Source organism: Klebsiella sp. A52, assembly GCF_018388785.1.
GTDB classification, from domain to species: Bacteria; Pseudomonadota; Gammaproteobacteria; order Enterobacterales; family Enterobacteriaceae; genus Klebsiella; species Klebsiella aerogenes.
Genome location: NZ_CP074437.1, coordinates 154,812 through 173,579, shown reverse-complemented (window position 1 = coordinate 173,579; position 18,768 = coordinate 154,812). Strand labels below are relative to the sequence as shown.

Genomic DNA, 18,768 nt, shown 5'->3' with positions numbered 1-18,768 from the left:
AGGCAGTAATGAATTTATGACCCATCAGTTAAAATCTCGCGACATCATCGCGCTGGGCTTTATGACCTTCGCGCTGTTCGTTGGCGCAGGCAACATTATCTTCCCTCCGATGGTTGGCTTACAGGCCGGCGAACACGTCTGGACCGCAGCCATTGGCTTCCTGATCACCGCCGTGGGTCTGCCGGTGCTAACGGTGGTCGCGCTGGCGAAAGTCGGCGGCGGCGTTGAGCGTCTGAGCTCGCCTATCGGCAAAGTTGCGGGCATTCTGCTGGCCGTGGTGTGCTACCTGGCGGTTGGGCCGCTGTTCGCGACCCCGCGTACCGCCACCGTTTCATTTGAAGTGGGGATTGCTCCGCTGACCGGCGACGGCGCGCTGCCGCTGCTTATCTATAGCGTTATCTATTTCGCGCTGGTGATTCTGGTTTCCCTCTATCCGGGCAAACTGCTGGATACCGTCGGCAATTTCCTGGCGCCGCTGAAAATTATCGCCCTGGTCGTGCTCGCGGTGGCCGCGGTTATCTGGCCGGCTGGCCCGATTAGCGACGCGATGGAAGCCTATCGTACCGCGCCGTTCTCTAATGGTTTCGTCAATGGCTATCTGACCATGGACACGCTGGGGGCGATGGTCTTCGGTATCGTTATCGTCAATGCCGCGCGTTCCCGCGGCGTTAGCGAAGCCCGATTGCTGACTCGCTACACCGTCTGGGCTGGTCTGATGGCCGGCGTGGGCCTGACGCTGCTGTACCTGGCGCTGTTCCGCCTGGGTTCCGATAGCGCGACGCTGGTCGATCAGTCGGCAAACGGCGCGGCTATTCTGCACTCCTACGTGCAGCATACCTTCGGCGGCGCGGGCAGCTTCCTGCTGGCGGCATTGATATTTATCGCCTGTCTGGTCACCGCGGTTGGCCTGACCTGCGCCTGCGCTGAGTTCTTCGCGCAGTATCTGCCGCTGTCGTATCGTTCGCTGGTGTTTATTCTCGGCCTGTTCTCCATGGCGGTTTCTAACCTGGGGCTCAGCCATCTGATTCAGATTTCGATTCCGGTGTTAACCGCTATCTATCCGCCGTGTATCGCACTGGTGGTATTAAGCTTTACCCGCGGTTGGTGGCATAATTCCTCCCGCGTTATCGCGCCGGCAATGTTTATCAGCCTGATGTTTGGTATCATTGATGGCGTTAAAGCATCGGCGTTCGCAGATATTCTGCCGCAATGGACCGCGAGCCTGCCGCTGGCAGCGCAAGGTCTGGCGTGGCTGCTGCCGACCGCGGTGATGGCCGTGCTGGCCGCGATCATCGATCGCGCAGCGGGTAGCCCGGTGGTCTCAAAAGCCCATTAACCGACGCTTTACGCAGGTGTTTAACCACGGGACTTAAGGTCCCGTGGTTTTTTGTTTTTTTGGTCATTCCCTTTTGCGTTTTGCCCCCGCAAAGCACAAACGAGAAAAACGGCATGGAACACGATGGAAAGTAGTAACAAGCTTAAGCGCGGGCTAAGTACCCGGCACATTCGCTTTATGGCCCTTGGTTCCGCTATTGGTACCGGCCTGTTCTATGGTTCGGCTGACGCCATTAAAATGGCGGGGCCGAGCGTATTGTTGGCATACATTATCGGCGGCGTGGCGGCGTATATCATCATGCGCGCGCTGGGCGAAATGTCGGTGCATAACCCTTCCGCCAGCTCTTTCTCGCGTTATGCGCAGGAGAACCTCGGCGGGCTGGCCGGCTATATCACCGGCTGGACCTATTGTTTTGAAATCCTGATCGTCGCGATTGCCGACGTGACCGCCTTCGGTATCTATATGGGCGTCTGGTTCCCGGCGGTGCCGCACTGGATATGGGTACTGAGCGTGGTGCTGATTATCTGCGCCGTCAATCTGATGAGCGTCAAGGTGTTCGGCGAACTGGAGTTCTGGTTCTCATTCTTTAAAGTCGCCACGATTATCGTCATGATCCTCGCCGGTTTCGGCATCATCATCTGGGGTATCGGCAACGGCGGTCAGCCCACCGGGATTCATAACTTATGGAGTAACGGCGGCTTCTTCAGTAACGGCTGGCTGGGGATGGTGATGTCGCTGCAGATGGTGATGTTCGCCTACGGAGGAATTGAGATTATCGGTATCACCGCCGGTGAAGCGAAGGATCCGGAAAAATCCATTCCGCGGGCGATTAATTCGGTGCCGATGCGTATCCTGGTGTTCTACGTGGGGACGCTGTTCGTCATTATGTCTATCTATCCCTGGAACCTGGTGGGGACTAACGGCAGCCCGTTCGTGTTGACCTTCCAGCATATGGGAATTACCTTTGCCGCCGGCATCCTGAACTTCGTGGTGTTAACCGCCTCGTTGTCGGCGATTAACAGCGACGTATTCGGCGTTGGTCGTATGCTGCACGGAATGGCCGAACAGGGGAGCGCGCCGAAGGTATTCGCCAAAACGTCGCGTCGCGGTACGCCATGGGTGACGGTGCTGGTGATGACCGTGGCGCTGCTGTTTGCGGTCTATCTCAACTACATCATGCCGGAAAACGTCTTCCTGGTGATTGCCTCGCTGGCGACCTTCGCCACGGTGTGGGTGTGGATTATGATCCTGCTGTCGCAAATCGCTTTCCGTCGTCGCCTGTCGCCGGAAGAGGTTAAGGCGCTGAAGTTTAAAGTGCCGGGCGGCGTGGCCACCACCGTGGTCGGCCTGCTGTTCCTGGTCTTTATCATCGCGCTTATCGGCTACCATCCGGATACCCGCATATCGCTGTACGTCGGCTTTGCGTGGATCGCGCTGCTGCTCGTTGGCTGGAAAATTAAGACCCGCCGCGACCGTCAGTTAGCCCAGGCGCAGTAATTCTCCGCTCTTCCGGGTCCGGCTTTGCCGCGGCCCGGAAAAATCACATCCTCCTCCTTTCTCCTCCCCCAATTATTCTATTGATGATGAGTTATACGCCGGTTCACTGTGGCAAGGTGTGGCCATTACGCAAAAAGAGGAATGATGATGTTGAAGGCCTGGCACCTGCCGGTTGCTCCTTTTATTAAAGAGCAGCAGGAACGACTCGTTATCACATTGTGGCTAAGCGGCGAAACAATGCCGCAGCGCATTACGCTGCGCGCGGAAGAAGACAATGAAGAGCTGTCGTTGCCCATGCAGCGCCTGCGCCAATCCCCACACGCCGATGTCGTCGCCTGGCGTGGAGAGATAAACCTGATGAACGGCCAGCCGCGCCGCCGCTATAGCTTTAAGCTGCTGTGGGCGGACCGTCAGTTGTGGTTTACGCCGCAGGGATTCCAGCGTTTCCCGCCCGCGAGGCTGGAGCAGTTTGCGGTTGATGTGCCGGATAGCGGCCCGCAGTGGGTCGCCGATCAGGTCTTTTATCAAATTTTCCCCGACCGTTTCGCCCGTAGCGAGGCGCGAGAAGCCGGGCAGGACCAGGTTTATTACCACCATGCGGCCGGCCAGGATATTGTGCTAAAAGCGTGGGATGAGCCGTTAACCGGCGAGGCGGGCGGTTCGACCTTTTATGGCGGCGATCTCGACGGTATTAGCGAGAAGCTTCCTTATCTGAAGCAGCTTGGCGTGACCGCGCTGTATCTCAACCCAGTATTCGTCGCGCCCAGCGTACATAAATACGATACCGCTGATTACCGCCGTGTCGATCCGCAGTTCGGTGGCGATGCCGCGCTGCTGCGCCTGCGCCACAATACGCAGCGTGAAGGGATGCGGCTGATCCTCGACGGCGTGTTTAACCATACCGGTGACTCGCACCCGTGGTTCGATCGCCACCAGCAGACGAGTAACGGCGCCTGCCATCGGCCGGATTCACCGTGGCGTGAGTGGTTTAATTTTTCCCCGGACGGGGTAGCGCATAACTGGCTGGGTTACGCCAGTCTGCCAAAACTTGACTACCGTTCATCGAGCCTGGTTAATGAAATCTATGCTGGCGAAGACAGCGTGGTGCGCCACTGGTTAAAAGCGCCGTGGAGTATGGACGGCTGGCGGCTGGACGTGGTGCATATGCTGGGCGAAGATGGCGGCGCGCGCAACAACCTGCGCCATATTGCCGGTATCACCCAGGCGGCGAAGCGGGAGCAGGCGGAGGCTTTTGTATTCGGCGAACATTTCGGCGATGCGCGCCAGTGGCTGCAGGCTGATGCCGAAGATGCGGCGATGAACTATCGCGGTTTTACCTTCCCGCTGTGGGGGTTCCTCGCTAATACCGATATCTCCTACGATCCGCAGCACATCGATGCGCAGACCTGTATGGCGTGGATGGACAACTATCGCGCCGGACTGTCGCATCAGCAGCAATTGCGGATGTTTAACCAACTGGATAGCCACGATACCGCGCGTTTCAAATCCTTGCTGGGTAAAGATGTGGCGCGACTGCCGCTGGCGGTGGTCTGGCTGTTCTGCTGGCCGGGCGTTCCGTGTATTTACTATGGTGATGAAGTCGGCGTCGATGGCAACAACGATCCCTTCTGCCGTAAACCCTTCCCATGGGATCCGGCACTGCAGGATGAAACCTTGTTGGCGTTATATAAACGTATGACCACCTTGCGTAAGGGGCATCAGGCGCTGCGCTACGGCGGCTGCCAGGTCATCTATGCGGAAGATAACGTGGTGGTCTTTGTTCGCGTTTATAAACAGCAGCGGGTGCTGGTGGCGATAAACCGCGGTCACGCCTGCGAGGTGGTAATCGACGCATCGCCGTTGCTGGAGGGGAAAACGTGGCAGCGTAAAGAAGGCGCGGGCGACATGCACGATGATGTGCTGAGTCTGCCCGCGATTTCCGCTAGCGTCTGGTGTAGCCGTTAACGGTAGAGCTGGCTCAGACAGCTGTCTTCGAGAATAGCTTCTCGCCACCAGCGCTGAGCCAGACCGTTATTGCCGCTACGCCAGGCCATATAGGTAATATCTTTCTCACGGCTCGAAATCACCGGTTTCTCCAGCAACTCACCGCTCTCCAGCCACGGGCGGGCGATGTGGCGGGGCAGGAATCCGCACCCCAAACCGGCGCGCAGGAGCGCGACTTTGGTGGCGAAATCATCGACCCGGATTTGCTCCTGCTCATCGAGCAGGTTGCTGTTCAATGGATGACAGTAGCGGGCGCTATCGCTAATAACCACCGCGCGATGCAGGCTAAGCTGTTTGTTGGTCAGCGGTTGGGTCGTTTCCGCCAGCGGGTGGCCGGGCGCGACAACGAACACGTTGTCCATCGCGCCGAGCATTTTCCACGACCATTCCGCTGAAGTCGGCGGTTCGTTAATCGCCCCAAGAATAATATCCGCGCCGTTGTGAGTCAGCTCTTCCCACGAGCCTGCCAGGGTATGGTGGGTAAAGTTGAGGCGGGTTTGCGGATATTGCGCGTAAAACTTTTCAATCAGCGGCAATAGGGCCTGGAAAGGAAAAGAGTCGTCCAGCGCAATCGCCAGATCCCGCTCCCAGCCGGAACTCAGCAGCTGCGCCTGTTTTTCCAGATCGTTGGCGGCATTGAGCAGCAGGCGCCCCTTTTCCAGCATCATTTTACCGGTATCGGTAAATTTCGCCCGGTGTCCGGAACGATCCAGCAGACTGATGTTTAGATCGCTTTCCAGTTTTTGGATCATGTAGCTCAGCGCGGCGGGGGTTTTAAATAGCGACTCGGCCGCCAGCGCGAACGAGCCATGTCTATCCAGAGCATCAAGAATCAAAAGTACATCAAGGTTTAAACGCATTAGTTTCGATCCGTCAGTCTAATAATAACGTTGTTTTACCGAAGGGCCATGTTCAATTCCAGTGAATAAATTAGAACAGTTTCCCGTAATTTTTTGATTAGCTTTATTTAAATATTCAAACGGCCATTATTTTTACTCAAGTGAATTAAAACGGAAAGAATTCTTTAATAACTCGTTAGAAATTACTGACTATACTCATCATGCGTTATTGGCCACAATCAGCACAGCACAACGGCAGTGTATTATCTTCCTAACTAATTGATTAATAGGATGTGTTATGTCTATTCGTGAACTGATTGATCCGTCTAATTCCACCCTTATTTTTATTGACCACCAGCCGCAAATGGCTTTTGGTGTGGCCAATATCGATCGCCAGACGCTGAAAAATAACACCGTCGCGTTGGCCAAAGCGGGTAAGATTTTTAACGTTCCGGTTATTTATACCTCTGTCGAAACCAAAAGCTTCAGCGGCTATATCTGGCCAGAACTGCTGGCGGTTCATCCTGAAGTGAAACCGATTGAACGTACTTCTATGAACTCCTGGGAAGACGCCGGTTTTGTTAATGCGGTAAAAGCCACTGGACGTAAAAAACTGATTATTTCCGCGCTGTGGACCGAAGTGTGCCTGACTTTCCCGGCGCTGATGGCGCTGGAAGCAGGTTATGAAGTGTACGTGGTAACCGATACCTCCGGTGGTACCTCCGTTGACGCTCACGAGCGCGCCATCGACCGTATGGTGCAGGCCGGCGCCGTGCCGGTGACCTGGCAGCAGGTTCTGCTGGAGTACCAGCGCGACTGGTCACGTAAAGAGACTTACGACGCGGTGATGGATCTGGTTCGCGAACATAGCGGCGCCTACGGTATGGGCGTGGATTATGCTTATACCATGGTGCACGGCGCGCCGGAACGTAAAGCCTAAAACACTTCACCCTGCAAGCTGCCTCTTTGTTGGCTTCGTTTGCCCGCCCCGGTCACTGACTGATGTCAGCTCCCGGGGAAGGGCAATCTTGCCGCCTCAATGCGGCATGAATGATTTTGTGTATTGTCATTTATGGCTGATGGCGGGGGAAATCCCGCCATTCCCTGAAGCAAGGAATACTTAATGGCGCAACAGAAATCAGTGACGCTGGTCATCAGCCATCATCTCGATCCGCAAAACGGCCAGCGGTATGAAGCATGGTTGGGGAAAATCATGCCGGTTGCGGCGGAGTTTCCCGGCCATCTCGGCGCCAACGTGATCCGTCCGGCAGCCGGGCAAAATCTCTGGAGCGTGATTATTCGCTTCGACACCATTGAACATCTCTACGCCTGGACGCAGTCGGAAACCCGTCGTGAATTAGTCGCGGAAATCGCGCCGTATCTCAACGATGGCGATCGTACCGAAATCCGCACCGAACCGGCGTTCTGGTTTACCCCGCCTGCTGCCAACATTCGCCAGCCGCTGCGCTGGAAACAGTTTCTGATAACCCTGCTGGTCATCTTCCCGAGTACCAACCTGGTGCCGTGGTTGACCGGCATGGCGCTACCGGAGTTACGGGGAAGCTTGTTACTGCATCTGATTAACGATGCCCTGGTGGTCGCGTTGGTGGTCTGGCTGTGGATGCCAATCGTGACCCGTCTTTTTGCCGGCTGGTTGAAAAAAAACTAACTCAACCAGCTTAAAGGAGTGTGTTATGTCGCAAACTGCCACACTGATTCTGACCCACGGTCAGATTCATACGCTCGATCGCGCGAACCCACTGGCGGAAGCCGTGGCCATCGCCGAGGGAAAAATTCTCGCGACCGGAAGCCACGATCGAATAATGACGTTCGCCGCCGAGGGGACGCAAATTGTCGATCTTAAAGGCCATACGGTGATCCCGGGTCTTAACGACTCCCACCTGCATCTGATTCGCGGCGGCCTGAACTATAACCTCGAGCTGCGCTGGGAAGGCGTGCCATCGCTGGCGGATGCGCTGCGTATGCTAAAAGATCAGGCCGATCGCACCCCGTCGCCGCAGTGGGTGAGGGTAGTCGGCGGCTGGAGCGAATTCCAGTTTGCCGAACGCCGCATGCCGACGCTGGAAGAGCTGAATGAAGCGGCGCCTGACACGCCGGTATTCGTACTCCATCTGTACGATCGCGCGCTGCTTAACCGCGCGGCGCTGAAAGCCGTTGGTTATACCAAAGAGACGCCGGATCCGGCGGGCGGCGAGATCGTTCGCGATAACAACGGCAACCCGACCGGGATGCTGATCGCCAAACCGAATGCCATGATCCTGTATGCTACGCTGGCCAAAGGGCCGAAGCTGCCGCTCGATCTGCAGGTCAACTCAACGCGCCAGTTTATGCGTGAACTGAACCGTTTAGGATTAACCAGCGCCATCGATGCCGGCGGTGGTTTCCAGAACTACCCGGAAGATTACGAAATTATCGAGCAACTGCATGCCAAAGAGCAGATGACCGTTCGTATCGCCTACAACCTCTTTACCCAGCGGCCGAAGCAGGAGCTGGATGATTTCGAGCGCTGGACCGACATGCTGAAGCCGGGGCAGGGCACCGATTTCTATCGTGCCAACGGCGCTGGTGAAATGCTGGTCTTCTCGGCGGCGGATTTTGAAGACTTCCTGCAGCCGCGGCCGGATCTGCCGCAAGGCATGGAGGATGAGCTGGAGCGGGTGGTTCGTCATCTGGTGGAACATCGCTGGCCGTTCCGTCTGCATGCCACCTACGATGAGTCGATTAGCCGAATGCTGGATGTGTTCGAGAAGGTGAACCGCGATATTCCATTTAACGGCCTGCACTGGTTCTTCGACCACGCCGAGACCATCACCGAACGTAATATTGAACGCGTGAAGGCGTTAGGCGGCGGTATCGCGGTGCAGCACCGGATGGCCTTCCAGGGCGAGTATTTTGTCGACCGCTACGGCAAAGAGGCGGTGAAACATACGCCGCCGGTGGCGAAAATGCTGGAACTGGACGTACCGGTAGGGCTGGGTACCGATGCGACCCGCGTCGCCAGTTATAACCCATGGACCGCGCTGTACTGGCTGGTTTCCGGGCGTACCGTCGGCGGCATGGCGATGTACGATGATAACAACCGTCTGCCGCGCGACGTCGCCCTTGAGCTATGGACCGCCGGTAGCGCGTGGTTCTCCAGCGAGCAGGGTAAAAAAGGACGCATTGAGAAAGGGCAACTGGCTGACCTGGTGGTGCTGTCAAAAGACTACTTCAGCGTTGCGGAAGAGGAAATCAAAGGTATTGAGTCGGTATTGACCATCGTTGATGGCAAGGTGGTGTACGCGGCCGGCCATTTCTCGCCGCTGGCGCCGCCGCCAATTCCGGTATTGCCGGAGTGGTCGCCGGTGGTAAAAGTGCCAGGGCATTATCGCTCGGCGCCGCCTGCGGCCGCGAAGATTGGCGCGGTGGTGCAGATGCACCAGTGCTGCGGTAGCTGCGGCGTGCATGGACATCAGCATGATATTGCGCGCAAGTCGTCGATTCCGGTGGCGGATGAGCAGGCTTTCTGGGGCGTATTAGGCTGTTCTTGCTTCGCGTTCTGATACTTTTGCCCGGTGGCGCTGCGCTTACCGGGCCTACAGTAAATATAACAGGCACAAAAAAGGCTCGCATTTGCGAGCCTTTTGACTAAAACGTCTAGCCGATTACAGGCTGGATACGTTCTCGGTCAGGTATTTAGCTACGCCTTCCGGAGAAGCGGCCATACCTTCTTTTCCTTTTTCCCACTGAGCCGGGCAAACTTCACCGTGCTCTTCGTGGAACTGCAGCGCGTCAACCATACGCAGCATTTCGTCGATGTTACGGCCCAGCGGCAGGTCGTTAACAACCTGGTGGCGAACGATGCCGTTAGCGTCGATCAGGAAGGAACCGCGCAGCGCAACGCCTTCGTCCGGATGCTCGATGCCGTATGCTTTCTGAATTTCACGTTTGATGTCGGCAACCATCGCGTATTTAACCGGGCCGATACCGCCCTGGTCTACCGGAGTGTTACGCCATGCGTTGTGAACGAACTCGGAGTCAAAGGAAACGCCAACCACTTCTACGCCGCGTTTCTGGAATTCTTCATAGCGCTTGTCGAAAGCGATCAGTTCAGACGGGCAAACGAAAGTGAAGTCCATTGGCCAGAAGAACAGGACGGTAGCTTTACCGTTGGTGTGCTGTTTGAAGTTGAATTTCTCAACGATTTCGCCGTTACCTAATACTGCTGCAGCGGTAAAGTCCGGAGCCTGACGAGTAACCAGAACCATATGATTCTCCTGTTATTACTAAGGTTAATTGGAACGCAACGCGGGCCAGTATAGGCAGAGGCGGGCAGGAACTCAATGCGGCGCTGACAATCGATGAGATAGATTTTGCCTATTGATAATTATTCAATAGCGCTTTCAGAATAATAGTTTTGTGAGAAAGCGCAAGGTTTTACAGCGTTCTCTTTTTCGCCTGGTCCATCATTCGCGGATAAAAACGCCAGAATTGCTGTTCCAGTTGCCCATAGTGGTTATCAAGGTCGTACCATGAATCACGCAGCGCATCGAGGCGCGGGCGGCGGCTGGCCATACCGTTCAGGACGCGCTGAATGAATTCCATATCCTGATAACGTTCCAGCCAGCGTTCGGACCACATATATTCGTTGAGATTAACAAAGCGCGGCGGCGAATCCGGCAGAATTTGCGCCACCTGCGCGTGGGCGTAGCGCACGAACTCGTTTAGCGGCAGATCCGGCGACAGCTGCGCCCAGTGATGCGACAGGAAATGGTCCCACATCACGTCGAGGGAAATCGGCGCGACCCGGCGGGTCTCGGGGCGAAACCATTCGCGCGCCGTTTTAACTTCCGCCAGATTGTCGGTCATTACATCTATACGCCGATGCATATAAATGCCGTCAACCACATCCTCAGGATACTCGCCCTGCGGGTTACCGCGGACAAAATCGGCCAGCAGGTTGCCCGGCAGCGAGCTATCCGCAAGATGGGCGAGGTGTAAATGCGCGAGAAAATTCATATCAACTTCAATCCTTCACAGGGTCATGGCGTTCTTGCTGGTTAATCATGGTATTCCGCTATTATATCCAGCGTTGAATAGGGTAACGGTTGCAGGAAGACCCGCCCGGCACTAGACTACCCGCCTCTTTATTTAGTCTGAGTCATCGTCATGCGCGTTACCGATTTTTCCTTTGAATTACCTGAATCCCTGATTGCTCACTATCCGCAGCCGGAGCGCAGTAGCTGCCGCTTGCTGTCGCTGGACGGGCCGACGGGCGCGCTGACGCACGGTACTTTCACCGATCTGCTCGATAAGCTCAACCCTGGCGATTTGCTGGTCTTTAACAATACCCGGGTGATCCCGGCGCGTCTGTTTGGCCGTAAAGCCAGCGGCGGCAAGATTGAAGTGCTGGTCGAGCGCATGCTGGACGATAAACGTATTCTGGCACATATTCGCGCCTCTAAAGCGCCGAAGCCGGGGGCGGAGCTGCTGTTAGGCGATGACGAGAGCATTAACGCCACGATGCTGGCGCGCCACGGCGCGCTGTTTGAAGTTGAATTCAACGATGAGCGCCCGGTGCTCGATATCCTGAACAGCATCGGTCATATGCCGCTGCCGCCGTATATCGACCGCCCGGACGAAGACGCCGATCGCGAGCTGTACCAGACGGTATACGGCACCAAGCCGGGCGCGGTCGCCGCGCCGACCGCCGGCCTGCATTTTGACGATCCGCTGCTGGAAAAACTGCGCGCGAAAGGCATCGAGATGGCGTTTGTGACACTGCACGTTGGCGCGGGGACCTTCCAGCCGGTGCGCGTTGACAGCATCGAAGAGCACATCATGCACTCTGAGTATGCGGAAGTGCCGCAGGATGTGGTCGATGCGGTTCTGGCGGCGAAAGCGCGCGGCAACCGCGTCATCGCCGTCGGCACCACTTCCGTGCGTTCGCTGGAAAGCGCGGCGCAGGCGGCTAAAAATGGCCTGATTGAGCCGTTCTTTGCCGATACGCAGATCTTTATCTATCCGGGATATCAGTACAAAGTCATCGATGCGCTGGTGACTAACTTCCATCTCCCTGAATCCACACTGATTATGCTGGTCTCCGCTTTCGCTGGCTATCAGCACACCATGAACGCCTATAAGGCTGCGGTAGAACAAAAATATCGCTTTTTTAGCTACGGGGACGCGATGTTTATCACGTACAATCCGCAGGCTATTTCTGAGCGTCCCTAAAAAGGCCGGCACGCCGGCTTTCTGACGCCTTGACGCATTTTTTAGCCACGGAATCATTCCGTGGCGAGTATTTAAACGTCGGACTGTTTTTCTGACGCAGGAGCAATGATGAAATTTGAACTTGATACCACCGATGGCCGCGCGCGTCGCGGCCGTTTGGTGTTTGATCGCGGCGTGGTTGAAACGCCAGCCTTCATGCCCGTTGGCACCTACGGCACCGTCAAAGGGATGACGCCGGAAGAAGTTGAAGCCACCGGCGCGCAAATCATCCTCGGCAACACCTTCCACCTGTGGCTGCGCCCGGGCCAGGAAATCATGAAGCTGCACGGCGACCTGCATGATTTCATGCAGTGGAAAGGGCCGATCCTCACCGATTCCGGCGGCTTCCAGGTCTTCAGCCTTGGCGATATCCGTAAGATCACCGAACAGGGCGTGCATTTCCGCAATCCGATCAACGGCGATCCGATTTTCCTCGATCCGGAAAAATCGATGGAGATTCAGTACGATCTCGGTTCCGATATCGTGATGATCTTCGACGAATGTACGCCGTACCCGGCGGACTGGGATTACGCTAAGCGTTCGATGGAAATGTCTCTGCGCTGGGCCAAGCGCAGCCGCGACCGTTTCGATGGCCTCGGCAACAAAAACGCGCTCTTTGGCATCATTCAGGGCAGCGTTTACGAAGATTTACGAGATATCTCGGTGAAAGGTCTGGTAGAGATTGGCTTTGATGGCTACGCTGTCGGCGGTTTGGCTGTCGGCGAGCCGAAGGAAGACATGCACCGTATCCTGGAGCACGTTTGCCCGCAGATCCCGGCAGATAAACCGCGATACCTGATGGGCGTCGGGAAACCGGAAGACCTGGTGGAAGGGGTACGTCGCGGCATCGATATGTTTGACTGCGTTATGCCGACGCGCAACGCGCGTAACGGCCATCTGTTCGTGACCGATGGCGTAGTGAAAATCCGCAACGCGAAGCATAAAAGCGATACATCGCCGCTGGATGCCGAGTGCGATTGCTATACGTGTCGCAATTATTCACGTGCTTACTTGCATCATCTTGATCGTTGCAACGAAATATTGGGCGCGCGCCTCAATACCATTCATAACCTGCGCTACTATCAGCGTTTAATGGCTGGTTTACGCAAGGCTATCGAAGAGGGTAAATTAGAGAGCTTCGTGACCGATTTTTACCAACGTCAGGGGCGTTCCGTTCCTCCTTTGAACGTTGATTAATTTTAATAATGAGGGAATTTCAATGAGCTTTTTTATTTCTGATGCGGTAGCAGCAACCGGCGCGCCGGCGCAGGGCAGCCCAATGTCTCTGATTCTGATGCTGGTGGTGTTCGGTCTGATTTTTTACTTCATGATCCTGCGCCCACAGCAGAAACGTACTAAAGAGCACAAGAATCTGATGAACTCCATCGCCAAAGGTGATGAAGTCCTGACTAACGGCGGTCTGGTTGGTCGCGTGACTAAAGTCGCGGAAAACGGCTACATCGCTATCGCGCTGAACGATACCACCGAAGTGGTTATCAAACGTGACTTCGTAGCTGCCGTTCTGCCGAAAGGCACCATGAAGGCGCTGTAATTACCATTTTCCCTAAGGGAACTGCCGTGTTAAACCGTTATCCTTTGTGGAAGTACGTTATGCTGGTCGTCGTGATTATCGTCGGCCTGATTTACGCGCTTCCCAACCTGTATGGTGAGGATCCGGCTGTTCAAATCACTGGCGCGCGCGGCGTCGCCGCCAGTGAGCAAACGCTGATCCAGGTCCAGAAAACTTTACAAGAAGAAAAAATCACCGCGAAGTCTGTGGCACTGGAAGAGGGCGCAATTCTTGCGCGCTTCGACACCACCGATACTCAGCTGCGAGCGCGCGAAGCGCTGGTAAATCTGCTGGGTGACAAATACGTCGTGGCGCTAAACCTTGCTCCGGCGACCCCGCGCTGGCTGGCGGCGATGTATGCCGAGCCGATGAAGCTGGGTCTTGACCTGCGCGGCGGCGTGCACTTCCTGATGGAAGTGGACATGGACACCGCATTAGGCAAACTGCAGGAACAAAACATCGATAGCCTGCGCAGCGAGCTGCGTGACAAAGGCATTCCTTACTCTACCGTGCGTAAGGAAGACAACTACGGTCTGAGCATCGTCTTCCGCGACAGCGCGGCGCGCGATCAGGCTATCTCTTATCTCAGCCCGCGCCATCGCGATCTGGTTATTTCAAGCCAGGGTAACAATGCGCTGAAAGCGGTGATGACCGACGAACGTCTGAAAGAAGCCCGTGAATACGCCGTTCAGCAGAACATCAACATTCTGCGTAACCGCGTAAACCAGCTCGGCGTGGCCGAACCGCTGGTTCAGCGTCAGGGTTCCGACCGTATCGTGGTTGAACTGCCGGGTATCCAGGATACCGCGCGTGCGAAGGAAATCCTTGGCGCGACCGCGACGCTGGAATTCCGTCTGGTGAACACCAACGTCGATCAGTCCGCAGCCGCTTCTGGCCGCGTACCGGGCGATTCGGAAGTGAAAGACACCCGTGAAGGCCGTCCGGTGGTGCTGTATAAGCGCGTGATCCTGACCGGCGACCATATCACCGACTCCACTTCCAGCATGGACGAGTACAACCAGCCGCAGGTTAACATCTCGCTCGATAGCGCAGGTGGCAACATTATGTCTAACTTCACCAAGGACAACATCGGTAAACCGATGGCGACCCTGTTCGTGGAGTACAAAGACAGCGGTAAGAAAGATGCCAACGGTCGCGCTATCCTTGCGAAAGAGGAAGAGGTGATTAACATCGCCAACATCCAGTCTCGCCTTGGCAATAGCTTCCGTATCACCGGTATCAGCAACCCGACCGAAGCGCGTCAGCTTTCTCTGCTGCTGCGTGCGGGCGCCCTGATTGCGCCGATTCAGATCGTTGAAGAGCGTACTATCGGCCCAACTCTGGGTATGCAGAACATCAAGCAGGGCCTGGAAGCATGTCTGGCCGGTCTGGTGGTCTCTATCCTGTTCATGATCTTCTTCTATAAGAAGTTCGGTCTGATTGCGACCTCTGCGCTGATTGCTAACCTGGTGCTGATTGTCGGCATTATGTCCCTGATTCCTGGGGCGACGCTGACCATGCCGGGGATCGCGGGTATCGTCTTAACCCTTGCGGTGGCGGTCGATGCTAACGTACTGATTAACGAGCGTATCAAAGAAGAGCTGAGCAACGGACGTACCGTTCAGCAGGCGATTGACGAAGGTTATAAGGGCGCATTTAGCTCCATCTTTGACGCCAACGTGACGACGCTGATTAAGGTTATCATCCTGTACGCGGTCGGTACCGGTGCCATTAAAGGGTTTGCGATTACTACCGGTATCGGTATCGCGACCTCAATGTTTACCGCTATCGTCGGCACCCGTGCCATCGTGAACCTGCTGTACGGCGGCAAGCGCGTGAAAAAGCTGTCTATCTGAGGAGTGCGTTGTGGCACAGGAATATACTGTTGAACAATTGAACCACGGCCGTAAAGTCTGGGACTTTATGCGCTGGGACTACTGGGCCTTCGGCATTTCAGGTTTTCTGCTGATTGTGTCGATCGCCATCATCGGCGTCCGCGGGTTTAACTGGGGTCTCGATTTCACCGGCGGTACGGTGATTGAAATTACCCTCGAAAAACCGGTTGATATGGACCAGCTGCGCGATTCGCTGCAGAAAGCGGGCTTTGAAGAGCCGCAGCTGCAGAACTTCGGCAGCAGCCGCGACATCATGGTGCGTATGCCGCCGGTACACGATGCCAACGGCAGCCAGGAGCTGGGCAGTAAAGTCGTTAACGTGATTAACGAATCGACCAGCCAAAGCGCGACGGTGAAACGAATTGAGTTCGTTGGCCCGAGCGTGGGCGCGGACCTTGCGCAAACCGGCGCTCTGGCGCTGATTGCGGCGCTGGTGTGTATCCTTATCTATGTCGGCTTCCGCTTTGAATGGCGACTGGCGGCAGGGGTGGTTATCGCACTGGCGCACGACGTGGTGATTACCATGGGCGTGCTGTCGTTGTTCCACATCGAGATTGACCTGACCATCGTCGCATCGTTGATGTCGGTCATCGGTTACTCGTTGAACGATAGTATCGTGGTTTCGGACCGTATCCGTGAAAACTTCCGTAAGATCCGTCGCGGTACGCCGTACGAAATCTTTAACGTGTCGTTAACCCAGACGCTGCACCGTACCTTGATCACCTCCGGTACCACCCTGATGGTGATCCTGATGCTGTTCCTCTTCGGCGGCCCGATTCTGGAAGGCTTCTCGCTGACCATGCTGATTGGTGTATCCATCGGTACGGCTTCTTCTATCTACGTCGCGTCCGCGCTGGCGTTGAAACTGGGCATGAAGCGCGAGCATCTGATCCAGCAGAAGGTCGAAAAAGAAGGGGCGGATCAGCCGTCTATTCTGCCGTAATCCGGTTCAGTTGATATAAAGCAATCCCGGCCTTGTGGCCGGGATTTTTTTTGCCCGCCAGAAACCTGCTGACAGTATGCTGTCAGGAGCCCTCTCGTACACTGCTTCTCAACTCACTAACGAGCTGGAGGAAGTATGAACAACGTGATTAACTGGTTTGAAATTCCGGTCGCTGATATGGATCGCGCCGTCGCGTTTTATGAGCCGGTAATGCAGGTGACGCTACGGCGTGAAACCATGGATTGCGCGGACCTGGCCGTCTTCCCGCATCAGGACCCGACCCCCGGCGGCGCGTTGGCTAAATTTGACGGGATCGCGCCATCGCCGCAGGGCGCTATTATTTATCTGCACACCGACAACCTTGCCGCCACGCTGGATCGCGTCGCCTCGGCGGGTGGGGCGTGTGTATTTGGCCCGTTGACGCTGCCGAATGATATTGGCGCCATCGCCCTGTTTACCGACAGCGAAGGCAACCGCGTAGGCTTGCATCAACCGGCTTAACCTCACTATTTAGCGAAACGAGAAATGACCCGACGCGCCGACCGTTTATTTCAGATAGTACAGATCCTGCGCGGCAGGCGGCTAACTACCGCGGCGTTGCTGGCTGAACGGTTGTGCGTGTCGGAGCGTACCGTCTATCGCGATATTCGCGACCTTTCGCTCTCCGGTGTCCCGGTTGAGGGGGAGGCAGGGAGCGGTTATCGTCTGCTGGCGGGCTACGACCTGCCGCCACTCATGTTGACCGCTAAAGAATCCGAAGCGCTCATTGCGGCGATTCGACTGTTAAAAACCTGGGGCGGCGATGCGCTTTCGCAGTCGCTGGAGTCAGCCCAGGAAAAAATGCTGGCGATTTTGCCGGAGGAGAGGCGGCGCAAAGCGGAGCAGACCCGGCTGTTTGCCCCTGATCTTGGCGCGCATCGCTATGCTAAAACCCATTTTGACGTTATCCATCAGGCCGTATCCAATCAGCAGGTATTACAGCTTCACTATCAGGATGAATCCGGTCAGGTGACGCGACGTGAAGTGTTGCCGCTGGGGCTGTTTTTCTGGGGGGAGCGCTGGCTGCTGGTGGCCTGGTGCGAACTGCGCAGTGATTATCGTAACTTTCGTCTCGATCGTTGTCTGGAGGTAAGGGCGACCGAGCGTCGTTTCAGCGAGTGCGCCGACCGTTCATTAAGCGATTTCTTACGTAAGGTGAGATGTGAGGAGCAATAAAAAAACGCCCGGTTGGCGTAAAACGCGTCCCGGGCGCTGTCTTGCTGTATCAGCAATTAGAAGTTGTAACCGACAACGAAGTAACCACCCCAGCCGGTAGAGCGAACGCTGAAGTCGCCGTCGCCGAAGTTCAGCTTGGCATCATCAGCCCACTGGCCGCCGTTATGGAAGTAACGCGCGACGATAGAGTAGTGCCAGTGCGCGTAGTTCAGCGCCAGAATATGGCTGGACGCAATAGAGTTGCTGGTACGCGCGTGCTTACCGTTCATATCGTAGAAGTTATCGTCGCCGAGGTCAGAACCCCAGTCGAAGTTGGTGAAGCCGATATAGCTCAGCGAACCGCCCCACAGGTCGGTCAGCGGAACGAAGTATTTCACCTTGAAGCGGTAGCCGTCCCACTCGTTTTCGTTGGAGGCGCCGTAGTTCTGCCACTGGTATTTGGCATAGATGTTCAGCGACAGGCTCATCGGCAGACCGGTATCGATGTCGGTACCCAGACCCATGTACCAGGTGCTCTGCTCCTGGGAGTCGTTACGGCCCATATCGTAGATATAGTTGTTCGCGAAGTACCACTCTTTGAACGGCCCGAAGCTCAGATCGGTGTTAGTCAGCTTGTCGATAGAGAAACGCGGTTCGATCTCCATAAACAGCGGGGAGCCTTTGTTCCAGATACCTTTCGCCGTGCTGTTGCCGCCGAAGAAGACCGGGGCATCAATATAGCCGTAGAAATCAAACCAATCTTTTTTAGCAAACGCTTCGTATTCCAGATAGGTATCGTTACGGATCTGCGGTCCAAAACGGGTGTGGTAGCTGCCGACCACGTTCACACTCTGGTGCCACCAATCAGACAGGTACTGCGGTTTTTCAGTTTCTGCCGCGCCAGCGGTGAAAGAAGCGGAAAGCGCCACAACAGCGCTCGCTGCCAGTAATGTTTTTTTCATGTTGATGCCACTGTTTAAATTAAGCCAAAAGGCGTTAAGAAAATTGCCGAAGCGTTGCTAAATATTTCGTCTTTCTGTGGGGGTCTATTATAGAAATCATTGCTCACAAAAATACGTGTTGTTTCACATAACCAGAACATGCGTAATCGATTGCGTTCACGATTCTATGCATTTCTTGACAAAATGCTACTGAAAATCGCCATCAGGAACGATTTCTAATGAACTCTTATGAAAAGTTGTAAATGGATAATATCG

17 protein-coding genes are annotated in these 18,768 nt (G+C 55.5%); 13 read left to right on the top strand and 4 right to left on the bottom strand.

From position 1 onward, the window contains the following. Positions 1 to 16 precede the first annotated feature (16 nt). The 3 genes from brnQ to malZ all read left to right on the top strand — a co-directional run bounded on the left by brnQ (position 17) and on the right by malZ (position 4,798). Complete coding sequence (gene brnQ, locus KGA69_RS00820) at positions 17 to 1,336, top strand: branched-chain amino acid transporter carrier protein BrnQ (RefSeq protein WP_015368011.1); 1,320 nt, start codon at positions 17 to 19, stop codon at positions 1,334 to 1,336. Between the two features lie 123 nt (positions 1,337 to 1,459). Next, positions 1,460 to 2,833 (top strand): proline-specific permease ProY, encoded by a 1,374-nt coding sequence (gene proY, locus KGA69_RS00815; protein ID WP_213292737.1) that lies wholly within the window; start codon positions 1,460 to 1,462, stop codon positions 2,831 to 2,833. A gap of 147 nt (positions 2,834 to 2,980) precedes the next feature. Then, positions 2,981 to 4,798 carry a maltodextrin glucosidase gene (gene malZ / locus KGA69_RS00810; protein ID WP_213293125.1) on the top strand — a complete coding sequence of 606 codons (1,818 nt, stop codon included), beginning with the start codon at positions 2,981 to 2,983 and terminating at the stop codon, positions 4,796 to 4,798. Here the strand turns inward: malZ and KGA69_RS00805 are convergent. Then, on the bottom strand, positions 4,795 to 5,697 hold the full coding sequence (locus KGA69_RS00805) for a LysR family transcriptional regulator (protein WP_045390943.1): 903 nt from the start codon (positions 5,695 to 5,697) through the stop codon (positions 4,795 to 4,797). The genes malZ and KGA69_RS00805 overlap by 4 nt on opposite strands. Before the next feature lie 277 nt (positions 5,698 to 5,974). On the opposite strand from KGA69_RS00805, the gene KGA69_RS00800 reads away from it, so the two are divergent. The 3 genes from KGA69_RS00800 to KGA69_RS00790 all read left to right on the top strand — a co-directional run bounded on the left by KGA69_RS00800 (position 5,975) and on the right by KGA69_RS00790 (position 9,239). Next, entirely contained in the window at positions 5,975 to 6,616 is a 642-nt protein-coding gene (locus tag KGA69_RS00800; protein WP_045390940.1) for a hydrolase, read from the top strand. 183 nt (positions 6,617 to 6,799) lie between these two features. Continuing rightward, complete coding sequence (locus KGA69_RS00795) at positions 6,800 to 7,345, top strand: antibiotic biosynthesis monooxygenase (RefSeq protein WP_045390938.1); 546 nt, start codon at positions 6,800 to 6,802, stop codon at positions 7,343 to 7,345. Positions 7,346 to 7,370: 25 nt separating this feature from the next. Continuing rightward, on the top strand, positions 7,371 to 9,239 hold the full coding sequence (locus tag KGA69_RS00790; protein WP_047044530.1) for an amidohydrolase: 1,869 nt from the start codon (positions 7,371 to 7,373) through the stop codon (positions 9,237 to 9,239). 102 nt (positions 9,240 to 9,341) lie between these two features. On the opposite strand, the gene KGA69_RS00785 is transcribed toward KGA69_RS00790, so the two are convergent. Next, a complete protein-coding gene (locus tag KGA69_RS00785; protein ID WP_015368004.1) occupies positions 9,342 to 9,944 on the bottom strand; it encodes a peroxiredoxin in 603 nt (200 codons plus the stop codon). A 169-nt stretch (positions 9,945 to 10,113) separates the two neighbouring features. Beyond that, positions 10,114 to 10,695: an ACP phosphodiesterase gene (gene acpH / locus KGA69_RS00780; protein ID WP_045390931.1), complete on the bottom strand. Its 582-nt coding sequence runs from the start codon at positions 10,693 to 10,695 to the stop codon at positions 10,114 to 10,116. Positions 10,696 to 10,845: 150 nt separating this feature from the next. On the opposite strand from acpH, the gene queA reads away from it, so the two are divergent. From queA to KGA69_RS00745, 7 genes are all read left to right on the top strand, one after another. Continuing rightward, positions 10,846 to 11,910: a tRNA preQ1(34) S-adenosylmethionine ribosyltransferase-isomerase QueA gene (gene queA, locus KGA69_RS00775; RefSeq protein ID WP_015368002.1), complete on the top strand. Its 1,065-nt coding sequence runs from the start codon at positions 10,846 to 10,848 to the stop codon at positions 11,908 to 11,910. 108 nt (positions 11,911 to 12,018) lie between these two features. Further along, on the top strand, positions 12,019 to 13,146 hold the full coding sequence (gene tgt / locus KGA69_RS00770) for a tRNA guanosine(34) transglycosylase Tgt (protein WP_015368001.1): 1,128 nt from the start codon (positions 12,019 to 12,021) through the stop codon (positions 13,144 to 13,146). A gap of 22 nt (positions 13,147 to 13,168) precedes the next feature. Continuing rightward, complete coding sequence (gene yajC / locus KGA69_RS00765; protein ID WP_003859109.1) at positions 13,169 to 13,501, top strand: preprotein translocase subunit YajC; 333 nt, start codon at positions 13,169 to 13,171, stop codon at positions 13,499 to 13,501. 26 nt (positions 13,502 to 13,527) lie between these two features. Continuing rightward, the gene (gene secD / locus KGA69_RS00760; protein WP_015704558.1) at positions 13,528 to 15,375 is read left to right on the top strand and encodes a protein translocase subunit SecD; all 1,848 of its coding nucleotides are present in this window, start codon (positions 13,528 to 13,530) and stop codon (positions 15,373 to 15,375) included. A 10-nt stretch (positions 15,376 to 15,385) separates the two neighbouring features. After that, positions 15,386 to 16,357, top strand: a complete 972-nt coding sequence (secF, locus tag KGA69_RS00755; RefSeq protein WP_015367999.1) for a protein translocase subunit SecF — start codon at positions 15,386 to 15,388, stop codon at positions 16,355 to 16,357. A 135-nt stretch (positions 16,358 to 16,492) separates the two neighbouring features. Next, positions 16,493 to 16,858: a VOC family protein gene (locus KGA69_RS00750; protein WP_045390929.1), complete on the top strand. Its 366-nt coding sequence runs from the start codon at positions 16,493 to 16,495 to the stop codon at positions 16,856 to 16,858. A 24-nt stretch (positions 16,859 to 16,882) separates the two neighbouring features. Further along, positions 16,883 to 17,572, top strand: coding sequence for a helix-turn-helix transcriptional regulator (locus tag KGA69_RS00745; protein WP_213292736.1), 690 nt, complete (start codon positions 16,883 to 16,885; stop codon positions 17,570 to 17,572). A 56-nt stretch (positions 17,573 to 17,628) separates the two neighbouring features. Here the strand turns inward: KGA69_RS00745 and KGA69_RS00740 are convergent, their stop codons facing one another. Continuing rightward, entirely contained in the window at positions 17,629 to 18,513 is an 885-nt protein-coding gene (locus tag KGA69_RS00740) for a nucleoside-specific channel-forming protein Tsx (RefSeq protein ID WP_015367996.1), read from the bottom strand. Between the last annotated feature and the right edge of the window lie 255 nt (positions 18,514 to 18,768).